General features: G+C 63.8%; 19 protein-coding genes and 2 pseudogenes. 16 read left to right on the top strand and 5 right to left on the bottom strand.

Annotation, left to right across the window (positions count from 1 at the left end; translation table 11 throughout):
- Positions 1-329: 329 nt before the first annotated feature.
- Positions 330-545 (bottom strand): hypothetical protein, encoded by a 216-nt coding sequence (locus NKH89_RS35020; protein WP_352468586.1) that lies wholly within the window; start codon positions 543-545, stop codon positions 330-332.
- Positions 546-696: 151 nt separating this feature from the next.
- On the opposite strand from NKH89_RS35020, the gene NKH89_RS35015 reads away from it, so the two are divergent.
- From NKH89_RS35015 to NKH89_RS35005, 3 genes are all read left to right on the top strand, one after another.
- On the top strand, positions 697-1050 hold the full coding sequence (locus tag NKH89_RS35015) for a DUF1419 domain-containing protein (protein ID WP_352468585.1): 354 nt from the start codon (positions 697-699) through the stop codon (positions 1048-1050).
- A complete protein-coding gene (locus tag NKH89_RS35010; RefSeq protein WP_352468584.1) occupies positions 1047-1199 on the top strand; it encodes a hypothetical protein in 153 nt (50 codons plus the stop codon). The genes NKH89_RS35015 and NKH89_RS35010 overlap by 4 nt, the downstream gene beginning before the upstream one ends.
- A gap of 133 nt (positions 1200-1332) precedes the next feature.
- On the top strand, positions 1333-1821 hold the full coding sequence (locus NKH89_RS35005; RefSeq protein ID WP_352468583.1) for a hypothetical protein: 489 nt from the start codon (positions 1333-1335) through the stop codon (positions 1819-1821).
- Positions 1822-2391: 570 nt separating this feature from the next.
- Here NKH89_RS35005 and NKH89_RS35000 read toward each other — a convergent pair.
- On the bottom strand, positions 2392-3582 hold the full coding sequence (locus NKH89_RS35000) for a DUF1173 domain-containing protein (RefSeq protein WP_352468582.1): 1191 nt from the start codon (positions 3580-3582) through the stop codon (positions 2392-2394).
- 182 nt (positions 3583-3764) lie between these two features.
- Here NKH89_RS35000 and NKH89_RS34995 point away from each other — a divergent pair, with 182 nt between their 5' ends.
- The 8 genes from NKH89_RS34995 to NKH89_RS34960 all read left to right on the top strand — a co-directional run bounded on the left by NKH89_RS34995 (position 3765) and on the right by NKH89_RS34960 (position 13611).
- The gene (locus NKH89_RS34995) at positions 3765-8384 is read left to right on the top strand and encodes a strawberry notch-like NTP hydrolase domain-containing protein (RefSeq protein ID WP_352549791.1); all 4620 of its coding nucleotides are present in this window, start codon (positions 3765-3767) and stop codon (positions 8382-8384) included.
- Positions 8385-8396: 12 nt separating this feature from the next.
- Positions 8397-9434: a DUF7146 domain-containing protein gene (locus NKH89_RS34990; protein ID WP_352468580.1), complete on the top strand. Its 1038-nt coding sequence runs from the start codon at positions 8397-8399 to the stop codon at positions 9432-9434.
- Positions 9435-9681: 247 nt separating this feature from the next.
- Positions 9682-10623: a DUF2493 domain-containing protein gene (locus NKH89_RS34985; protein WP_352468579.1), complete on the top strand. Its 942-nt coding sequence runs from the start codon at positions 9682-9684 to the stop codon at positions 10621-10623.
- Between the two features lie 62 nt (positions 10624-10685).
- The gene (locus NKH89_RS34980; RefSeq protein WP_352468578.1) at positions 10686-10946 is read left to right on the top strand and encodes a type II toxin-antitoxin system prevent-host-death family antitoxin; all 261 of its coding nucleotides are present in this window, start codon (positions 10686-10688) and stop codon (positions 10944-10946) included.
- On the top strand, positions 10933-11355 hold the full coding sequence (locus NKH89_RS34975) for a hypothetical protein (protein ID WP_031195560.1): 423 nt from the start codon (positions 10933-10935) through the stop codon (positions 11353-11355). The genes NKH89_RS34980 and NKH89_RS34975 overlap by 14 nt, the downstream gene beginning before the upstream one ends.
- 290 nt (positions 11356-11645) lie before the next feature.
- Positions 11646-12179, top strand: a complete 534-nt coding sequence (locus tag NKH89_RS34970; RefSeq protein ID WP_023723229.1) for a TIR domain-containing protein — start codon at positions 11646-11648, stop codon at positions 12177-12179.
- A gap of 708 nt (positions 12180-12887) precedes the next feature.
- Positions 12888-13211, top strand: a complete 324-nt coding sequence (locus NKH89_RS34965; RefSeq protein WP_006205585.1) for a DUF736 domain-containing protein — start codon at positions 12888-12890, stop codon at positions 13209-13211.
- Positions 13212-13269: 58 nt separating this feature from the next.
- The gene (locus NKH89_RS34960; protein WP_352468575.1) at positions 13270-13611 is read left to right on the top strand and encodes a hypothetical protein; all 342 of its coding nucleotides are present in this window, start codon (positions 13270-13272) and stop codon (positions 13609-13611) included.
- Between the two features lie 119 nt (positions 13612-13730).
- On the opposite strand, the gene NKH89_RS34955 is transcribed toward NKH89_RS34960, so the two are convergent.
- Positions 13731-14138, bottom strand: a complete 408-nt coding sequence (locus tag NKH89_RS34955; protein ID WP_352468574.1) for a hypothetical protein — start codon at positions 14136-14138, stop codon at positions 13731-13733.
- Entirely contained in the window at positions 14135-14815 is a 681-nt protein-coding gene (locus tag NKH89_RS34950) for a nucleotide-binding protein (protein WP_352468592.1), read from the bottom strand. Before NKH89_RS34950 ends, NKH89_RS34955 begins: the two co-directional genes overlap by 4 nt.
- Positions 14816-15290: 475 nt before the next feature.
- Here NKH89_RS34950 and NKH89_RS34945 point away from each other — a divergent pair, with 475 nt between their 5' ends.
- From NKH89_RS34945 to NKH89_RS34935, 3 genes are all read left to right on the top strand, one after another.
- The gene (locus tag NKH89_RS34945; RefSeq protein ID WP_023723225.1) at positions 15291-15698 is read left to right on the top strand and encodes a hypothetical protein; all 408 of its coding nucleotides are present in this window, start codon (positions 15291-15293) and stop codon (positions 15696-15698) included.
- Complete coding sequence (locus tag NKH89_RS34940; RefSeq protein WP_352468573.1) at positions 15695-17935, top strand: relaxase/mobilization nuclease domain-containing protein; 2241 nt, start codon at positions 15695-15697, stop codon at positions 17933-17935. The genes NKH89_RS34945 and NKH89_RS34940 overlap by 4 nt, the downstream gene beginning before the upstream one ends.
- A gap of 398 nt (positions 17936-18333) precedes the next feature.
- On the top strand, positions 18334-19332 hold the full coding sequence (locus tag NKH89_RS34935) for an NAD(P)H-dependent flavin oxidoreductase (RefSeq protein WP_036246111.1): 999 nt from the start codon (positions 18334-18336) through the stop codon (positions 19330-19332).
- Here the strand turns inward: NKH89_RS34935 and NKH89_RS34930 are convergent.
- A pseudogene (locus NKH89_RS34930) lies at positions 19320-20075 on the bottom strand (IS5 family transposase). The gene NKH89_RS34935 and the pseudogene NKH89_RS34930 sit on opposite strands and share 13 nt — an antisense overlap.
- A 180-nt stretch (positions 20076-20255) precedes the next feature.
- On the opposite strand from NKH89_RS34930, the pseudogene NKH89_RS34925 reads away from it, so the two are divergent.
- Positions 20256-21047: pseudogene (locus NKH89_RS34925) on the top strand (IS1380 family transposase); the annotation flags it as partial.
- On the top strand, positions 21044-21399 hold a 356-nt coding region (locus NKH89_RS34920; RefSeq protein WP_352911833.1), incomplete at its 3' end, for a transposase. The pseudogene NKH89_RS34925 and the gene NKH89_RS34920, both read left to right, overlap by 4 nt.

Raw genomic sequence — 21399 nt, 5'->3', positions numbered from 1 at the left:
CCCGGCGCGCCCCGCCCTGGCGGCCCCCCCGCCGCGGCCCCCGCCCCCCCCCCCCCCCCCCCCCCCCCCCCCCCCCCCCCCCCCCCCCCCCCCGCCGGCCCCCCCCCCCCCCCCCCCGGGCCTGTTCCATTTCATGGAGATCGACATGTTCGACTGGAACAGAAGCTGCTCCTATGACGAGCAGCAGAAGAGACGTTTTCACACGACAGCCCGTTCACGGCTGAAGAAACTCGCTAACGAACTTGCCCTGCCGCAGGAAGCTTCGACCTGCGCTCGAACAAGGCGGGCATAGCCGTTTCCGGTGAAATTACCCTGCACCATCACCGCGCCTACATCCAGGTCGGCCAGTTCGGTTTGTCCTCAGGTCCGGCATCCTGATCCGCACCTGCAAGGACCGCAAGGACTATACCGGCGGGGCCAACCACTTCGTCGCGCTCGGCATGCTCGACGATATCCCGGCGCTCGCCGCCGCCGTCCGTGCCATCACCGGGGTTGGTCGAGACGCTTCGCCTTCCTCCGAACGACGCGCCGCCTGAACCCTGCAAACCCCATCATCGCCGGTGCACACGCTGGCCGCAGGCTCGGCCAGTCGACAGCCACAACATCACCAAGCACTTGCGACGACGCGGTTCATGCCGCGCGCGGCCGACCCGCGTTCAGGAGAACCCCATGACCGCACATCCACCCTTCAGGAAGGTGCTCGACGGCGTCGCCACCCGCGAGCAGATGTTCCAACTGTTCAGCCGACACAAAGATACTCCCGGCATCGATCTGCTTTCCGGCACTCCCTATTCAGGCGAGTGGTTCCAGATCACCGCGTCAGAATACCATTTCATGCTCGATTTGCTGCCGCCGCTCTTCAAGCGCACCGGCATGTTCGGCATGTCGGAGTTCAAGGCCGGCAACGTGACCAGCGTATTCTTCGCGATCCGGATCCGGGGCCGCGAACGCTGTTTTCATGGCTTTTGCGACCTCACGGATCGGCAATCCCCGGATACAAGATGCGCGCCGCAATCATCGCCCACGAGACCGGCGCGAGCGACAGCATGACCCGCGCGGAAAAGCTCGAGGCGATCTGGAACGCGACGCATCCCGACTTCAGGGGGATCGCCGGCGAGATCAATCCCCACACCTGGCCCGCGGACCACCGTGGCAAACGCGTCGTTCTCGTCAACAACGGTGGCCACGAACGATCCTGAAACTGCTCGAAGACCTGTCGGACGACGAGATCGACAGCCGCTTGCCGGCAACTCGCGCACGAGGCGCCAGGAGGGGAGGAGACAACGATGCGGACCCCCCGTAAACACCCGCCAGGGGCCGGCAAGGACACCTATGGCGTACTCGACCTACACCGCAAGCCCCGGTGCCCCAGATCGCCGCCAATACCGGCGCACGCCCCCAGGAGCGCTAACGGTCGCCGATCTCGTACGTCCCGGCGACACGGTCGCCACCTCCTACAGCACCGGCGGGGTCGTCATCGAGGTGGAAGAGCACTTCTATGCGGCGCCGACGGGCGAGACGCTGTCACACTTCACGATTGTCTATGTGCCGCCCGATCGAACTACAAGGTACCGCGATTCCGATCGTCGCTGGATCAACGAATGTGTCGCCATCGGCGACCGCATCCTAATGCTGTTCGAGGCCAACACGGACGAGGTCTTCGTCCTCAGCCGTGCCCGACCGTCCCAACCTCCGCGATCCAGAACCATCCCAGCCGATGGGCCTTTCCAAAGTAGAGTTCGAGCGCTGGCTGCCGAAGGCGATCGCGGCAGTCGAGAAGGCCAGGGCGATTATCGAAGAACGCCGCGACCCGCCGGATGACTCGCCATAACAGCTAACATCCGACTTGATCTTCGTCAGCTCCCGCGCCGTTTCCGCGTCGATCGCAGCGAGATCGAGATTTCCCTAGATCGAACGCTGCCGCGCGGATTCGCCACGCTTCTTCTTCACCTCGACGATGAAGGGTCGGCTCTGCCGCTTCATTTATTGCACCACCTTCGGATGGGAATCGGTCCGTTGCGGGATCGGGTCACATCTACGCTGGCCAAGGCCTATCGTCCACCCAACGCAACCATCGACCGCGGTGCCGCCCTGGACGGACGCCGATGCGAAAGCCAACTCTCCAGCGTCTCGCTCGCCGATGCAACGCGGGGTTCGGACAGCTCGAATGGCATGCCGAGTTCAACGCTGACAACGATCAGGCGCCCACTGTGCTTACGCCGCGGATCTTCGCAAACCCACAGCATGGTCACCGAAAAAGACGATCGCTGGTCACCCCTCACCATACCGTCATGGTCCAAGACAACGGGGATCCTTGTCCAACGCATGTCTGAATCGATGGCCGCCAATCGATTCACGGCATTGATGGAAATCTGAGATGTCGTTCCCAGCCTATGGAAGGGCCGGCATCTCCCCGTCACCGACCCGCCAGGTCCACGCACCCATCTCCGGCCGGTTCGCGACCATATCCTGCAACGAAGCCTCGAATGTTTCGTCCGCACCGGCGGGGACGACAAAGAGCGCGATCGGCTGCTGCCTGTTCTGGAGCAAAGCGTTGGCGATCGGCTGGTCGGTTTGCAGGTCGTAGCGCAATCCCTTCACGCTCTTCTCGCGAAGGCGGGCGAGCGCGTCGACCAGCCGCTTCTCCGGAACCGTCTCGTAAGGAATCCAGTTCTCGGACACCACCATCAACGCGACCTCCTCGACAATGGCGAGACCGGCCGGGTTCAATCCGAAGGTCGCGATCACTATCAGATGTGAGCTGGAATCTGCTCCCCACAGCGACAATTCTTTCTCGAAACGTACCGGCAAACGCCGATGTAATGCATCGTCGATGATGAAGGGAAAACCGGGCAGGTGCCTGATGACGAGTTTCTGACCGGAGCGGGCAGGAACAATCTCTTTCACCTCGCCGACCAGGACCAGCAGCTTTCGTGGGCCGGATTTCGGCGGGAGCGCAGGTGCAAGAACCGCATTGCGACGCTGCTCGATCGCTTCCTTGTTCTCGGCGCGAAATGGCTCGGGCACGAACAGGATATCCGCGAGCGGCCCGCCCCTCACCGTCATTTGCCCGGCAGCCTCGAGCAGATGCCAGCGGACATTCCACCAATGTCGCTTGCCAGCCCATCGGGATGTCCAGACCGTCAATTCGGCCTCGTGCCACAGATAATGGAGGAGGCCACGCAGCGACATCCTCCTGGGGTCGGCGGCTACACTGGCGGAGCTCTGGCCAGCAGGCGCGGACGCTGCCCGGCTCCCCGTCTTCGACAGGCTGAAATCGAGTTTCAAAGCCGCCAAGCCGCTTTGCGGATCGAGCTGTATCGCGCTGCCCATCAAGGCGCCCAGGCCGGACAGCTCGTAAGGCGATTCATATGAATCACAGGATGGATCATGCCCGCCGCCGCTCAGCGGCATGCGCTTGATCAGGTGAAGGTCGCCGATGCGGGCGATGTACATCGGGCAGCCCGGCTCGCGGCACAGGCATAGCGGACGCTCGGTGCGGGCATAGGCGTTCGCCAGCGCCGCCTGCAGGTCAGGCGCTGCCTCCTCGTAGACCTCACTGCCAATTCTGAACCGTCGCATCACCTCCGCAGCTCCAGGTCGCCGCCGCATCCCTGTGCGCGCATCAAGTCATGGGTTTGCGCAGAGCGCAACCCGTTTGTTGGATCGGCGCCAGAGGCAGAGGGGAGCGGGGAGAAGCGCGGCCCGGCTGGCGCGGAGAGAGTGCCGGCGCGGGCGCCTCCCCTCTCGCGAAGGACATCTCCATGAACATCGTTTCGACCACACCTGCCGTTGCGCGGACTGCCGCTCCCCTCGACGCGCCGACGCCGGCCTCCATCAACAACGCCCAGGCAATCTATCAAGCGGCAATGCGGCTTCTGCCTTTCCTCGAGCAGGGCAAGCCTGTCACCACCGCCGCACTGCGCACCGCCATGACGACAGGTTTTGGCGGCAGCGATGCGCAAGGGTTCTGGGTCTGGAAGGACGCCTATGAGGCGCTCGAAGTCGCCCAGGTGCTGTTCTTGCGCCGGTTCGGCCCTGCGATCCTGTCCCGGTCCACCACGCCCCAGGCAACGCTGGCGATGATCAAGCGCATCGCCGACCTTCTTCCCACCCATACGCGACGGTCCGACGAGAGCCAGGCCATGCAGCAGCTGTCGACGCCCTTGCCGCTTGCCTTCGTGACAGCGCACGCCGCGGCGATCGCATCTTGCGACCTCGTTCTCGAACCCTCGGCCGGCACCGGTCTGCTCGCCGTCCATGCCGAGATGGCGCGCGCCTCGATCGCCCTCAACGAGCTTGCCGCGACGCGGGCCGATCTCCTCGGCCTGCTGTTTGCGCGCATGCCCGTCTCTCGGCACGACGCTGCCCATATCGACGATCATCTCGAACCTGCGATCAAGCCGTCCGTCGTCTTGATGAATCCGCCCTTCACCGTCGGCGCCTATGTCGACGGCCATGTCGCCGATGCGGCATGGCGGCACCTCTCCTCCGCATTCGCACGCCTGCGTCCGGGCGGGCGCCTGGTCGCCATCACCGGCACCGGGCTGTCTTCGGAAAGCCCCAAATGGCGGCCGGCCTTCGAACGGTTGCAGCAGCAGGGCACCATTGTCTTCACCGCAGCGATCGACGGCCGTGTCTATGCCCGCCATGGCACCACCACTGAGACCCGCCTGACAATTATCGACAAGGTACCGGCCACCGACCCGACCGGCTTCATCCGGTCGCCCGGCAAGGCCGCAGATGTCGAAACGTTGCTCTCCTGGATCACGGATCTGCCGCCCCGGACACCGGGCGGCTTTCCGGATTCGATCGGCGCTCTGTCGCACGGGATCCTGAGGAAGGCAGCAGCGCACATGGGTGCCCGATCGGGGGCGAGAGCCGCACCCCTCGCTGTCTCAACGGCTGCTCCGAAGGCCATCCAACCGTTCCGCCCGATTGCGCAGGCGAAACCCGCCCGCCAGGTCAAGGCAAACAGCACGCCGGCGGTCCCCCTCGCCTATGAGCTACGCGACTGGATGCCGGAGGAGGGCGGCCGGCTCACCGACACGATCTACGAACCCTACGCGCTCCAGTCGATCGACATTCCCCGCGCAAAACCGCATCCGACGCCGCTCGTGCAGTCGGCCGCAATGGCCGCCGTGGCGCCGCCAAAACCTTCCTATCGCCCGCTTCTTCCTGATGAGATCATCGACGAGGGCCTGCTGTCGGACGCCCAGCTCGAAAGCGTCATCTACGCCGGCGAAGCCCATTGCGGCTATCTCGCCGGGACCTGGACGGTCGACGAAACCTGCGATGTCGTCTCGGCCGCGCCAGAAGGTGCTGCGAACGCTGTCCGCTTTCGCCGTGGATGGTTTTTGGGCGATGGAACCGGCTGCGGCAAGGGACGGCAAGTCGCCGGCATCATCCTCGACAATTGGCTGCAGGGCCGCCGCCGTGCAATCTGGATTTCCAAGTCGGACAAATTGCTTGAGGACGCTCAGCGCGATTGGGCGGCACTTGGCCAGGAAAAACTCCTCGTCCAGCCACTGTCGCGCTATCGGCAGGGCACGCCGATCCGCCTTGCCGAGGGCATCCTGTTCACGACCTACGCCACGCTCCGCTCGCAGGAACGGGGAGGCAAGAAATCCCGGATAGCCCAGATCCTCGACTGGGTTGGACAAGAGGCGAGGGCCGAAGGCCCGGCGGGGACTGGAGAGAAGCCGGCGAGGAGGGACGAATGCCCGACGGGGAACAGAGAAAACTCGGCGGGAAGGAACGAAGGCCCGACGGGGATTAAAGAAAGCCAGACAGGGATTGGAGAAAACCAGTCGGGGGCCAAAAAATCTTTCGATGGCGTCATCATCTTTGACGAGGCGCACGCCATGGCCAATGCCGCTGGCGGCAAAAGCGAGCGTGGCGACGTCGCGCCCTCGCAGCAGGGCAGGGCGGGGCTGCGGCTGCAGCACGCCCTTCCCGACGCGCGCGTCGTCTACGTTTCCGCGACCGGTGCGACCGCCGTCGAGAACCTCGCCTATGCGCAGCGTCTCGGCATCTGGGGCAGCGAGGATTTTCCATTCGCCAACCGAGCCGAGTTCGTGGCAGCAATCGAGGACGGCGGTGTCGCGGCGATGGAAGTGCTCGCCCGCGATCTCAAGTCGCTTGGCCTCTATACGGCGCGTTCGCTCTCCTATGACGGTGTCGAATACGACTTGCTCGAGCATGAGCTGACCGACGAGCAGATTCGCATCTACAACGGCTATGCGGACGCCTTCCAGGTCATCCACAACAACCTGACCGCCGCACTCGAGGCGACCAACATCACCAGTGAGTCCGGCACGCTGAACCGCAACGCCAAGGCGGCGGCGCGCTCGGCGTTCGAGAGCACCAAGCAACGTTTTTTCTCGCATTTGATTACCTCGACGATGACGCCGACCCTGATCGGCGCGATCGGACAGGATCTTGCCGATGGCCATTCGGCAGTCGTGCAGATTGTCTCGACGGGCGAAGCGCTGATGGAACGACGCCTTGCCGAGATCCCGACCGAGGAATGGTCGGACCTGCATGTCGACGTCACGCCGCGCGAGTATGTCGGCGGGTACTTGATGCACTCCTTCCCCACCCAGTTGTTCGAGGAATATTCGGACGCCGAAGGCTATGTCTGTTCGCGGCCTGTCCACGACGAAGATGGCAACCCGGTTCAATGCCGGGAGGCTGTTCGCCGGCGCGACGAGATGATCGAAAAACTCGCATCGCTGCCGCCGGTCGGTAGCGCGCTCGATCAGATCATCCATCACTTTGGCGCCGACACCGTCGCCGAGGTGACCGGCCGGTCCCGCCGCATCGTGAAGAAGACCGGCCGCGACGGCATCGACCGGCTTGCCGTCGAGAATCGCCCTGGCTCGGCCAATCTCGCCGAGACCCAGAGCTTTATGGATGACGAGAAGCGCGTGCTGATCTTTTCGGACGCCGGCGGTACCGGCCGTTCGTATCACGCCGATCTCGGGGTCAGGAACCAGAGGCTGCGCAAGCACTATCTGCTCGAGGCCGGCTGGCGCGCGGACAACGCCATCCAGGGTCTCGGGCGGACCCACCGCACAAATCAGAAGCAACCGCCGCTGTTCCGGCCCATGGCCGCCAATGTGAAGGCCGGCAAACGCTTCCTGTCGACGATCGCCAGGCGGCTTGACACGCTGGGCGCGATCACGCGCGGCCAGCGCCAGACCGGCGGGGCAGGGCTGTTCCGTGCCGAGGACAATCTCGAAAGCCCCTACGCGCGGGCCGCACTTCGCCAATTCTACATGCTGCTGCATCAGGGCAGGATCGAGGGCTGCTCGCTCACGACCTTCGAGACCGTGACCGGCCTGTCGCTGACGACTGACGAGGGCGGGCTGCGCGACGAACTGCCGCCGATCACGACCTGGCTCAATCGCCTGCTGGCGCTGCGCATCGAAACCCAGAACCTGCTGTTCGAGGTGTTCGAGCAGTTGATGGCGGCGAAGGTCGAGGGCGCGATCGCTGCCGGCTCCTATGACAAAGGTCTGGAGACGATCACGGCGGAGAGCATCGTCGTCACCGATCGCCGCACCGTCTACTCGCACCCGGTCTCGGGCGCGCAGTCGCATGTGCTGACCGTCGCGCGCAAGGACCGTACACGGCCGCTCAGCCTCGTCGACGCGCTGGCCATCGTCCGGGCGGAACCGCAAGCGGTTCTGTTGGTGAACACGCGATCGAACCGCACGGCGATCCGGGTTCCCACGGCGAGCCTGATGCTCGACGACGGAACCGTCGAACACCGAGTGCGCCTGCTGCGGCCGACGGACGAACTGCGCTTCGGTCTCGACGCCCTTGCCGAGACCCACTGGCAGCCCGCCGACCGAAAACTGTTCTGCGAGCTGTGGCAGGCAGAAGTCACCGCCGTCCCGGAGTTCACCACCAGCACCTTTCACATCGTGACGGGTCTGCTGTTGCCGATCTGGCGTCGGCTGCCGGATCATGATTGTCAGGTCTACCGGATCCAGACCGATGCCGGCGAACGCATCATCGGTCGTCACATCGCGCCGACTCTTTTCGCGACCATGTTGCGCAATCTGGGGTTCGACGATGTACCCAAGCTCGCGCCGGAAGATGCCTGGACCGGGCTTGTCGACGGACGGATCGGACTGCAACTCGCCGATGGCCTGATTCTGCGCCGCAGCCGCGTCATGAACGACTACCGTGTCGAATTGATCGGCTTCATCGATGCCATGGTTCCCCGGCTGAAGGCGCTGGGACTGATCGCCGAGATCATCTCCTGGAAGCTCCGGCTGTTCATCCCGACGACCGAGGAAGGGTCCTCCATCCTCGCCTCCCTCTTCGATCGCCACACGCTGGTTGGCGTCACCGACCGTACCTCGGCGGCTTGAGGGGAGGCGATCATGACCGCCTCGGCCTCCGAGCTGGCACGCCGCCTTGGCGATCATGCCGAGGCGGTGTGCCGCGAATATCTCTCCAAGGGCCATCGCTCGGGCAATTACTGGATGGTCGGCGATGTCCGCAACACACGCGGCCGTTCCATGCATGTGCGGCTCAAGGCGGTTGGCGGCAAGGCAGCCGGAAAATGGGTCGACGAGTCATCGGGAGAATATGGCGACCTGCTTGACGTCATCGAGCAGAGCTGTGGTCTGGTCGACTTCCGCGAGGTCGCGGATGAAGCACGTCGCTTCCTCTCCATGCCGCTGCCACCGCCCCAAGCTCCTGACGCGCGGCGCCAGCTAGCCGCGAAACGCGGCTCTCCCGACGCCGCGCGTCGCCTGTTCGGCATGTCCCAGCCGATCGCCGGCACGTTGGCCGAACGCTATCTTGCCGGCCGCGGCATTCTGCTCTCCCCACGTGAGCGTGCCCTGCGCTTCCATCCCGGCTGTTACTACAGAGATCTCGTAACGGGCGAGACGCGGACGCTTCCTGCGCTGATTGCCGCTGTCACCAACCTCAACGGGCAGACCACAGGCCTGCAACGCACCTGGCTCGATGCTTCGGGCAACGGCAAGGCGCAGCTCGCCGATCCCCGCCGCTCGCTCGGGCATCTTCTTGGCAACGCCATATGGCTCGGCCACCAGCCCGGTGCGCCCGTCATGGCCGCCGGCGAGGGGTTCGAGACGATGGCGTCGCTCCGGACGGTGATGCCGGCGCTGCCGGTTGCCGCCGCCACTTCGGCCAATCACCTCGCCGGCCTGACCTTGCCGCCTGGCTGCCGTCGCCTCTACATCGCGGCCGATGCCGATGCCGCCGGCCGGCACGGCATCGAGCGTCTCAGCCAGCGAGCCGGCGAAGCCGGGATCCTCGCCCTGGTGTTGCGGCCGCAGCTCGGCGATTTCAACGACGACCTGCGTCATCTCGGCCCGGCCCATCTCGCGGCATGGCTCAGTGACCAGCTCGTCCCGGAGGATGCCCGTCTCTTCCTGCCGCCCGGATGAATGGGTCGGGCCGGCACGCGGGCCGGCGCGGCGTCGCCGGACAGCCTGCAGACATGGCGGCGCTCCACCAGAGAGGCCGCGCCCGCGGCCTGCCCGAGAGGCGACCCCTGCCACGCCCCGGTCACGGCCGCAACGGCGGCGCCGTCCTCCGCTTGCGCTCCGGCCTTCGGTGCGGCCGCGTCCGGGGCGCGGCCGGGATGCGCTGTCAGGCCGCGATGGGCGCGGCCACAACCGACGGAGACACGCCGTGACCTACGAGCTTCCTCTCGACGACGCCTACGAGCCCTACCACGCCTCCTCGCCGACCGACCGCGTCATCCTCGAACTGCAGATGTACGGCCACCGTCCGCATCAGGACGAACCTGATCCTCGGCCACTTCCCGACGACGAGGTGATCCGGACTGGCCTCGCCGGGATCGTCGAGACCTTGGCCGGCATGCTCGGCGACACCAGGCTCGAACCCGATCTCGACGACCTGCTCTGGTCGTTCGCAAACGTCTTCCACCGTGCCGCCGAGCGCGTCGCCCGCAGCCTCGACCGCAACGAGGAGGCCCAGCGCTTGAGCCAGCAGGAACAGGACGGTTCCGAGGTGAAGTCGGTCGAGCTGGAACGGCTCACCGCCGAGGGCATCACCTACATCGAGCGCCGCAACGTGCTGGAAATCATGCGCGATGAGGCTGCCGACCTCTACGAGGCACAAACCGGATCGGCATGGCGGCCGCGCACCGGCTCCAAGGTCTCCCACCAGGCGATGACCGCTTCGGTGATCGACTCCAGAGACTTCCTCGCCGCCCGCCGCCACGCCGAAACCGAGGTGCTCGTTCCTGCCGGCACCAAGATTGCCTTCGCCGGTGGTCTCGACTGCAACGATCACGACCGGATCTGGAACGCGCTCGACAAGGCCCGCGAGAAGCATCCCGACATGGTCCTGCTCCACGGCGGCAGCCCGCGTGGCGCCGAACGCATCGCCGCCTGCTGGGCCGAGAACCGCAAGGTCACCCAGATCGCCTTCAAGCCGGACTGGACCCGGCACGCCAAGGCGGCTCCGTTCCGCCGCAACGACCAGCTTCTCTCGGTGGTGCCCTACGGCCTGATCGTCTTTCCCGGCTCCGGCATCACCGAGAACCTTGCCGACAAGGCGCGTCGGCTCGGCATCCCCGTGTGGCGGTTCGCGGAGGACGGCGCGTGAGCGCCGTTTTCTTGCAAATCTAGAAAATCCAGATAATATGGAGATCGATAAGGAGTCCAGCCATGCGCCAGTTCACGACGGGGGATCTCAACAAGCAGGTTGGCGACGTCACCGACGTTGCCAGCCGCGAACCCGTTATTCTTACCAAGCACCGGAAACCCCGGTTCGTGCTGATGAGTTACGAGCACTACGAACGGATGCGCATCGGCGGCGATCCCCGCCGCGCATACCGTGTCTCCGAGATGCCGGAGGAACACACGGAACTCTTCGCCGCCGAGATCGACCGATTGGCGCGCGGGGAAGGATACGATGAGGAGCGGTAGATTCCTGCCTGGTCAGGTGATCTCCTACCCGTATCTTTGGGCATGGCAACACGAGCGCGGCGAAACGGAAGACCGCAAGAGCCGGCCCACCTGCGTGGTCATCGCTGTCCGCGGCGCAAGAGATGGCCTGACCCATCTCGCGCTCCTGGCGATAACCACCCAGCCACCAACCAGCGATCGGGTCGGTTTGGAAATCTCCACTATCGAGTGCCGCCGCGCCGGTCTGACCGATCTCAAACGCTGCTGGATCGTGGTTGACGAATACAACTACGATATTGCCGAACGCTCCTGGTACATCGAAGCCGACGGTAAGCCCCTCGGTCGTTTCAGCAAGGCATTCATGATGAAAATCGCAGGCGCCTTTATCGAAGGGCGCAGCGAGGGCCGCCGCGTCAGCCGTCTGGATTGACGTTCTCTTTCGCGGCCATGCGCTCGATCCAGGACGTGAGCCTCTGGCTGGCCGACAAAGACCACTAGCTCCAAGCGCGAAGCGCAACTAGCCAGATGCGCGTAGCGCCTCCGGCAGCTGCAGGATCCGGGCGCGCCGGCCTGCGGCCGGCCGGGCTCTCGTCGCGGCGTCCCGCCGCTTCCCGAGCCAGCTTTGCCGTCTCGGCCTTCGGGTGACGATCCCTCGCGCAGGGCCAGGGGAGAGGGCGGCCGGCGCGGGGCGGGGGACGCGGGAGAGAAGGGAAAGTCACCATGTCGATGATATTCATAGGTGGATCACGCGACATATTCGAGCTGCCGGAACCTGCCATCGCTCGCATCGGCGCAATCGTTGCTGCCGAGCACGGCGTGCTGGTTGGCGACGCGCCTGGAGCCGATGCCGAGGCGCAGGGCCTGCTCGCCGGCTACAAGTACGAGCACGTCGGGGTCTTCCATGCCGGCAAGGAACCCCGCAACAATCTGGGCGACTGGGCCGCCTACCATGTTCCTTCTCCTGAAGGAGCTCACGAGCACTGGTTCCACGCCGCCAAGGACCGGGAGATGGTGCGGCGCGCCGACTTTGGGATGATGGTCTGGGACGGCGCATCACCGGGCACGGCCGTCAACGTGCTTCGGCTCGCCATCGCGAACAAGCCGTGCGTCATTTACGATCTGGCCAGGGGCCGGATGGCGACCACGTACAATGTGGAAGACTGGTGCGCGATGCTCCGCCATGCTGATCCGGACATTCGCCGCCAAGCCGAAGCCCGCATGACGCCGGATGAGCGTCTAACGTTGCCAGGATGATGGATGCGGTCCTGCCGACAGGCCCTGCGGGTTCAATCCGATATGTGATCCGGCTCCTCGCCGCCTAACCACTTGTATGAGCGGACGGAGCCGGCCCCTTTCGAAACCGGTCCACGCGCAGAGCCGCGGGGCGTTGTACGGATGGTTCATCTTGACCCGTCTCGCATCTGAAGCGGGTGAAAGTGTGCCGAACATCCTGGCTTGCTTGGTCATCCAACCTGGCTGCGAGGCATCGCCCAGAGGGCGTGAAGTTCGCTGCCAGTCGGCTCCGATCTCGAAACCGCTGTGACGCCATACCGAACGCGCTAGGCGGTTCACGCGCCATGCTGCTGTTTGAGGCATTGACGACGCAGGCGACATGACCCGAGAGGCTGCAGCCTGTTCCTGCGATCCGGCAGCATTGCGTCGGCGGTCAAGCGATGGCGGCCTGAGGTCTTGTCCATCTGCCGCATCCGGGGCCATTCCCGTTTCATGTCGCCTTTGTAGACGACCGCCTGCTTTGTGCGGTCAACCCCCGTTGGGGGTACACTCGGCGAATATTCAGGAAAATTCGATTTCTGTTTTTTGTCTGCGGGCAGGCGAAGGGCCTGCCCGCTATTTTTGGGCAAATAGAATTTTCCAGAATTTTCGCCGAGATGACCGCAGCAGGACGGCCCTCTCCTTTGGCGCCATCGGGAATGGTCCCGATGCAACCGAAGGAGAACTACCATGGCCACCACGATCGCAAACCTCACCACCAAGGCCGACGGCTCGATGGAAGGCGTCTTCGCCACGCTCCGGGTCAATGCCCCGATCACCCTCATCCCGAACACCAACAAGTCGCGCGAGGACGCCCCCGACTACCGGATCGTCAACAAGCGCACGGGCTTCGAGATCGGAGCCGGCTGGCACCGCATCTCCCAGCGTTCGGGCGAGGAATACCTCTCGGTCAAGCTGGAGGCCCCCGAGATCGGCGTCATCTTCGGCAATCTCGCTCCCGCCCCGGGTGGCGAGGAAAACAAGAAGGTCATCCTCTGGAACAACCCCCAGTGAGGCATTGGTGGCCGGCCCCTCGAGGGGCCGGCTTCCCCACCGGCAAAAGGAGGTTGCAATGAGCCGCTACACCATCACTGTCACTGGCACCGTCACCGGAAAAGTCCGCTCGGATCCAGACGCTGTCATCGGTTACGACCCACCGCTTCGCACCTACTTCCTGCAAGCGTTCCCCCACGAAGTGACCGACGAGTCCGCGCTCTGGCTTGGCACCCGCGATCACGCGTCCGAAGCGCTTGAGGATCTTCGCCATGCAGCCATCTCACACGGCTACGACTTCATGCCGCTGTCGCCCAAACTGACCGCAAAGCTGGTCGACGACAAAGCGGCAGCCAGCGGGCGTCCGGTGCGAGACGCAATCCTCGGCGAGGTGCTGAAACACCTCAACCAACCCAAGTAGGCAAACACGTCTCAAGGGCCCCCGACGGAGTGCTCCGTCGCGGGCCCTTTTTTTGCGCGTCGCAAAAGAGCCACGAACATCACCCGTCGCGGCATGCGATAGCGACTCCCGACCGCTGATTATTCCTTCGGCAGTTTGTGCTTATGAATGCGGATATAATCCTGCACAGCCTTTCGCAGCAGTTCGGTCATGCTGTGCCCGTTGCTGATCGCCAGCAACTTGAACTGCCGCTGCTCCGCAGCCGTCAGGTAGTAACCGCAGCGGATCATCTCCTCCTCGCGAATCTTCTTTCCGGCGATGGGGTCCTTTTTCTGACCCTGCCGCAGCAGCTTGCGAAAATCGGGCCCGGCTGCCGGGGACGGCTTTGTCGGTTCCTGCATCTGTGGCGTAGCTTGCTGCCTGGTCCCTGACGTCTCGACCTTTGGTGGGATGAACAGGCTCGGCAGCGCTGGCGGCTGCGTGGAGATGGCCTTCATCATGCGGGCTTTCTTGTCGTCACCGGGTTTCGGCGCGGTTTCTTCACTCATGCCGCGTTCCTTGTGGCTTCGATGAAGGTTTGCAGAAGGTCGTCAAAGACCCCTTCGCTCTCGGCAACCGCCTTCGCGTCAGGCAGCTCGGGGCTGTAAAGGGTCTGCCCGGTCTGAAGGTCGCGGTAGGCAACGCGATTGTGCAGGACGTGTTCTGCAATGGGCGTGCCGTTGGCCTGGATGATGGCGCGCAGTTCGGTCAGAGCTCGCGCCCTGCCATCGATGATGGTCTGCTTGGTCAGCACGAATATCGCTGGCAACGGTCTCCCCCGGCTCTCGACCGCCAGTGGGATGTAGTGGTCGGTGATCTGGATGGCGGCGGTCACATCGTCGAGGGCAAAATAGACCGGCACGACGACAATATCGGCGGCGAAGAGCCCGGCCATGAGGTTATCGTTTGTGGTGCCTTCCGTATCGATCAAGACGACCGAGCGTTCACCGTTGTGAGTGGCTGCCGCGCGGAGGATTTCCTGCGGGGTCATCGCGCTCACTATCTGGAGCGTGTCAGGACAATTGCCAGCGTCGCCCAGCATCTGGAACCAGCGATTCATGTTCTGCCGCCGATCGCCGTCGATAAGGGTGACCGAATAGCCCCGATGCAGCGCGACGGATGCGAGGGCGCGCAGCATCGTCGATTTGCCAGTGCCGCCCTTGGGGATCGCAGCGGATATGATCATGGGGGCCTCCTTCCGGCGTTGTCTCCTTGTTTCCATGTTAACATGGAAACAAGTCAACATGGAACAATATCACGGTCGAGACATGGTGACATAGTCAACGGGGAAGACTGGTTTGGCAACCCAGGCGCGCACCAATAAGGGCTCGTTCACGGTGCGGTTTTTGCGCAGCTGCTATCTGCAGCGAAGGAATAGGTCCGGTGGCCCATCGACTGCGCATTTCCGACTACGCATCAGAGGGCGGATGTTTCCATGTTAACATGGAAACAAGTCCTCAACGCATCATAGACACACTACATCAAGTCACGATGGAAACACATCGCGACCGGCCCGCTGCGGTTGACAACTGGGCTGGTGAGAAAGGAACGTCGGCTTTGTCCTTTTCCATCTCCTCTGGCAGGATAGCCTATTTTGTGATACACACAAAATAGGCGGCGCGGCCCTGTCGGGCCTTAGCGCCCGCAAGCGGGCTTGAGAGATGGATGCAGGCGCCCAGAAAGCAGCGGTACAGAACGCGTCACGACGCTACGGCGAGGTGACGCACATCCGGTTTTCGGCTGACGAGCTGGCCAACCTTAAAGCCATTGCGGAGCGAGACGGCGTTACCGTCAGCGAGGTCGTCCGGCGTCTGGTGCGGGCAGAGGTCGGGCATCTGCCTATCGCATCAGAGGCGTTGCGGCCGGCGATCGTGGACATGACCGATCAGCTGCGGCGCGTTGGCATCAATTTCAATCAGGCCGTGCGCGCCATGAACGACGGCCGTGTTGCCCACGATGAGGATCTTGAACAGGCGCTGGTCGCCGTGGGCAACCTGGTGCGGCAGTTTCGCGAGGAACTGAAGGCGATGACTGGCGGGTCACGCAAGGCGAGGGAGGCCAGGCCATGAGCGGTCGTCTTGCTGGCTACGCGGCCGAAATCGAACGCTATCTGCGGGGCGAGTCCGGCGTGAAGCGTGAGGAGCTCGACGACGACAAGTCCGTGACGGGCATCCGACGCGCGGCCGGTGAATTCCAGGTGATGAAGAGTTATGAGCGGACCGGTGGCGGCGGACGCCTCGGGCAAGGAGGCGGCTCGACGGCAGGTGGCGGCAGGAGCGCCCATTGTTCGTCGCCGGGAGGATTGGGGGCGGCGGGGAGCTCCATGTCCAGCAGGGCACCGAAGTCCACTGCTGCTGCGAGTTCGCCCAAGGCCGCTAGCGCGCCGATCATGATCTATGGCGTCACGCTCGCCGGTTTCCGGCCGGAAGAGGAGGAGGAAGACTGGAAGCGGCGCGGCGGCGGTGGTCGTGGTGCTGTTCGTCCGAGCGGTACGGCACGAGCGGCGCGGACGGGCTATCAGGCGCGGGCCGTGGCGGCACGGGCAGGCTATGCGGCGGGCGCGCAGCCTGCCGTGTTCAAGGTCATGCCCAATCCGCCATCGACCAAGGAAGCTGCCGCCCGGCTGCTCAATTACATCGGGAAGCGCGAGGACGAAAAAGGCGAGAAACACGACATCGAGATTTTCGACGAGGACGGGCAGGTGCTTGCGACAGGTGCCGCAAGAAAGGCGTTCCTGGAATCGTTTTGCGAGACGTTCGAACCGCCCTTGGAAAACACCAATTTTATCGAGGTTCGCTTCGATCTCGCTAGCGAGGTCACCGATGCCGCCTTGAGCGAGGCGCTGAGCAAGGCCTTCGGGGCAAAACCGTTCATCTATGCGCAGGATGGACAGACGGTGGAGGTTTACGCGCATACCGATGAGCGGGCCGGACCGCTTGCCAAGGTGCTCGCCGGCGGTCGGGAAAAAAATTCGCGCAGCAAGGCGCTCGACAAGATCGAAGCGCGCCTGTCTGAAGCCATGGGCGAGGCGGGGGTGGTCGCCAAGGCAGAGGTAACGGCGGCCGTGAGCCGTGAACCCAAAGCGAAATATTTCCTGCAGAAGTTCATCCGCACCCACAGCCACATCCGCCACGCAAATGGCGAGCCTGTGCCTGCTGTGAAAAGCTCCACCAAGGCGGCGGCTTCGATCTATGAACAATGGCGCCCGCAGTTTTCGGGGCGTGAGCGGCGCAATGCCTATCACCTGCTTTTCTCGGCAAGAGCCGGCACCGATGCCAACGCCGTCATGGCTGCGGCGCGCGCCGTGCTCGAGGAGCGAGCGCCAGGATACAAGTTCGTCCTGGCGCATCACAAGGACACCAAGCACGTCCATATCCATGCGATGGTGCAGGCACGCTCTGCCGACGGCGAGCGCCTCAAATTCAACAAGCCAGATCTGGTGGCCTGGCGCGAGGCCTTTGCTGAAAAGGCACGCGAGAACGGCATTGCGATGGTGGCGACGCGGCGCATGGACCATGCGATGACGCGTCCGTTCACGAAGGAGCATGCCGGAGCCTACAGCCGCGCCCAGAGCGATCCGCGCTACCAGGTCAGCGCCAGGACGATCGAGCGGGTGGAGGCCAAGCGGCAACGCCGTTTGGATGGGCAATCCCTTGTCGTGAACGGCGATGCTATCGCTGCCGCATGGCAAAAGACTGTGACGACGATGCGGGCCGCGGGCGTAGTCGGTCAGGCTCTCACGGCAGCGGAGTCGATCGGCAACAATTTTCTGCAGTTCCGTCGCGACCGGACAGGGGAGGGGCAGCCAGGTCCTGCCGCGGGTCGCGGAGCTGATCAATCGGGGCAAAAGTCTTTCCTGTCCCATCCCGGTATGAGAGAATTGAATGCACTGCTAGGAGATTTGAACATGGCGCAAACCCCCTTGGAAATGCGGCGTCAGATGGCCCGCGTCAATCAGGCTCTGGACAACATGCGCGAGACGCTGCCGCCGGCCCATCAAGGACAGTTCGAACAGTATCGTGAAGAGGTGAACGACAAGATGCACGACCGTCTCGCGCGGCTACAATTCGAGCGGCAGCAGCAGCGTCGTGGTGGTGGCGGTGGCGAGCCGATCCCCGAGCGCGAGCCGCGAGGGCGAGACCTTCCAACTCGAGACGATCCCCGCGAGCCGGAGCAGCCGCGCACCGGCACCGAGCAGGAGAAGGTGGCAGCCAAGCAGAAGGACGCCAACAAACAGAAGGCACGGCAGTCGGAAGAGCAGGACCGCAAGACCCAGCGCTCAAATGATAACGATTACGAGCGCTGAGCCGAGCTCACTGCCGCCTGCGGCTAAAGAGACCGAGAGTGTTAGTGACCTCATGTGCCGAGGCCCATTTGGCGCCTACGAGATTCAGGATGATGGCCACGCAGATCTCACGCCGCGCATGATCTTGAAATCTGCTTTGTGCCGCATTGCAGGATGGACCGAAGCTAAGGCTGTGACAGGCTGGTTTTCAGGTCCGTCCAGGTAACCGCAGCGCCATTGGATCGATCGGTGACGGGCTCGAAGCCCGGTCGTAAGTTTGCTGATGGGTTAGGGTCCGGACTCATAACCGTCGGTCGACTGCGCTGGCGGCTCTGGTTGCCGTTAATCGCGGGGCGCTGAGCGGGGCTCGATAGGATCAACCGAACCTGCGATACTCAAGGCAATCTGTTGGAGTGATGATGCGCATCGTAACCCGTCTCACTGATCGGCTTAAACTGCAGCATCCGATCATCAGCGCGCCGATGGCATTCGCATCGGGCGGGGAACTCGCAGGTGCGGTCAGTTCAGCCGGAGGGCTTGGTCTTATCGGCGGCGGCTATGGCGACGCTGATTGGCTGACGCGAGAGTTCGAGCGATCTGGCAACCGACCTGTCGGCTGCGGCTTCATAACTTGGTCACTCGCCAGGAACCCGCGCCTGCTCGATAAGGCCTTGGAGCGGCGACCAAGTGCGATTTTCCTATCCTTTGGCGACCCGGCGCCTTTTTCGCCGGCGATACGGGCCGCCGGGGTCCCCTTGATCTGCCAGGTCCAGAGCCTCGACGACGCGCGCCGCGCTCTTGATGCCGGAGCCGACATTGTCGTCGCCCAAGGCGCGGAAGCCGGCGGTCACGGTGAGAAGCGAGCGACATTCACATTTGTTCCGGAGGTCGCGAACTTGGTACGGCGACGGGCGCCGGACACGCTCATCTGCGCGGCCGGTGGCATCGCCGATGGTCGTGGGCTTGCAGCGGCGCTGATGCTTGGCGCTGATGGCGTCGTGATGGGATCACGTTTCTGGGCCTCGTTGGAGGCTCTCGTTCATCCAAATCTGCACCAGGCTGCCCTTGCCGCGACCGGAGACGACACGGTTCGAACCTCGGTGATGGACCTAGCGCGCCGCCTGGATTGGCCATCGCGGTTTTCACTGCGCGTTCGGAAGAATGCTTTTACGGAAGCCTGGCACGGCAATGAGGCCCATCTCCTCGCCGACATTGACGCGCAGTCCGCTGCCTACCGGGAAGCGTGGGCAAGCGGCGATCCCACAATAGCCGCGATCATGATTGGTGAGGCCGCCGGCCTCATCCACGACATCGAGCCGGCGAGTGACATACTCCTTCGCACCGTTTCTGAAGCGATCACCCTGCTTCAGGGCGCAAGTTCGCTTCTGTTTGTCGAGGACAACTGTCACAGCCAGTAACTGACCGTAGCGGCTAGGCAGACGGCAGCGAGGAAGTTCGTGGCCGATCGATCGTATCTGGTGGCGATGCGGCGGAAATCCTTGAGCCGTCCGAACATGCGCTCGATGGCGTTGCGATCACGGTAGAGGAACGGGGAGAAGCAGTTCTTCCAGCGCCGGTTGGCTTCGGCGGAATGTTCGGCATCGCCCCTTTAGCCTAGACCTGTGGCGAATGGCATTGGTATCATAGCCCTTGTCGGCGTGCAGGATCGGGCTCTTGGGCATCTGCTCCAGAAGCAAATCTCCGGCGCTGCAATCGGCGACCTGGCCACCGGTCAAGAGGAAAGCGATCGGGCGGCACAGGCCATCGGTCAGGGCGTGGATCTTCGTGGTTCGCCCACCGCGCGACCGGCCGATCGCCTGATTTTGCTCCCCCCTTTGCCGCCAGAAGCGCAGCGATGCGCCTTCACGGCCGAAGAGTCGATCAGGACCTCAGCCGGAGGACCGCCAGCCGAGGCCAGGGCGTGGAAGATGTCGACCCAAACGCCTTTGGCAGCCCATCGGACAAAGCTATTGTAGAGCGTCTTTCTCGGCCCGTAGACTTGCGGGGCATCGACCCAGCGGCCGCCGGACTTGAGGACATGGACGATGCCGCTAATCGCTCGGCGGTCATCGACTCTTGGCTTGCCGCGCGTGTCGGTTGGCAGCAGCGCCTGCGGCCGCGAAACCTGCTCCTCCGTCAGCCAGAAATAATCGCGATTCATTTGTGGCCTCCCTTTGGAGACCGTGACTCATAAAACCACCGTCAGTGGAATCCCTTTATGGGTCCGGATCCTAGCCTGAAAAATTCATGGGGGTTGGTGGATGTGGCGCAAGCCGTTGAAATGACGTAGGATTTGGTTGCTTAAGCCGATCCGAACCATTTCCCGGAGACCACACCCACCATGAACGATCTTGCGCTGCCGCTGAGCGGTTTGTCATCAGTCGGCGGCAGGTCCGTCGTCGCCCGTTTCGACGGCGGCATGCTGTCGTCCAACAGCGGCGTTCTGGCCTTGGCCGAGGTGGAAAAGCGGTTGCGGGTGGCCGACCGTCTGGCGCGTTGCATCGACGATCCGCGCTGCCCGGACCAGGTCGTCCACAGCCTGGCGGACATGATCGGCTTTCGCATGAAGATGATCGCCGCCGGCTACGAGGACGGCAACGACGCCAACCGGCTGCGCCGCGATCCGGTCTTCAAGATGGCCCAGGATGTGCTGCCGTCGGGTCGGGATCTGGCGTCGCAATCGACGCTGTGCCGGCTGGAGAACCTACCCGGCGTGCGGGAGCTGGTCGCGATGGGACGGGCGATGGTCGATCTCTATTGCGCCTCGTTCCGGCAGGTGCCGAAGCGGATCGTACTCGACATTGACGACACCTTCGACGCTGTGCACGGAGGCCAACAGCTTCGCCTGTTCAATGCCCACCATGACGAGTACGGCTTCCAGCCGACCGTCGTGTTCGATGGTGCGGGACGGTTCGTCAGCGCGATCCTGCGACCGGCCAAGCGGCCGAGTGGGGCTGAGATCCGCCCCCACCTGCACCGTCTGGTGCGGGCGATCCGGATCAACTGGCCGAACATTCGAATCCTGCTCCGCGGCGATAGCCATTATTGCAACCCGCAGGTCATCGACTGGTGCCGCGCCAACGACGTCGACTTCATCTTTGGCCTCGCCCACCACGACCCTGCGCAAGCATGTCGCGGATCTGGAGGCCAGCACGACGGCGCGCTTCGAAGCGTCGGCCAAGACAGGCAAGCGTCCGCAGGTTCAAGGAGTTCGTTGACGGCGCCGCTAGTTGGAGCCGCGTCGAGCGCATCATCGCGCGGGTCGAGGTCGGCGCCCAAGGTGGCGATATCCGCTTCGTCGTCACCAACCTTGCCGGTGGGAAGGCCAAGGCGCTCTACGAGGATGTCTACTGCCGGCGCGGCGCGGCCGAGAACCACATCACGTGGAAGACGCATCTTGCCGCCGACCGCACATCCTGCACCAGAGCGACGGCCAACCAGTTCCGGCTATTCCTGCATGCCGGTGCTTACTGGTTGATGTGGGG

The sequence above is a fragment of the Mesorhizobium sp. M0923 genome (assembly GCF_040319365.1).
In the GTDB taxonomy this organism is placed as follows: domain Bacteria; phylum Pseudomonadota; class Alphaproteobacteria; order Rhizobiales; family Rhizobiaceae; genus Mesorhizobium.
The sequence above is the reverse complement of the archived record's forward strand: the minus strand, read 5'-3'. Positions and strand labels throughout refer to the sequence as shown.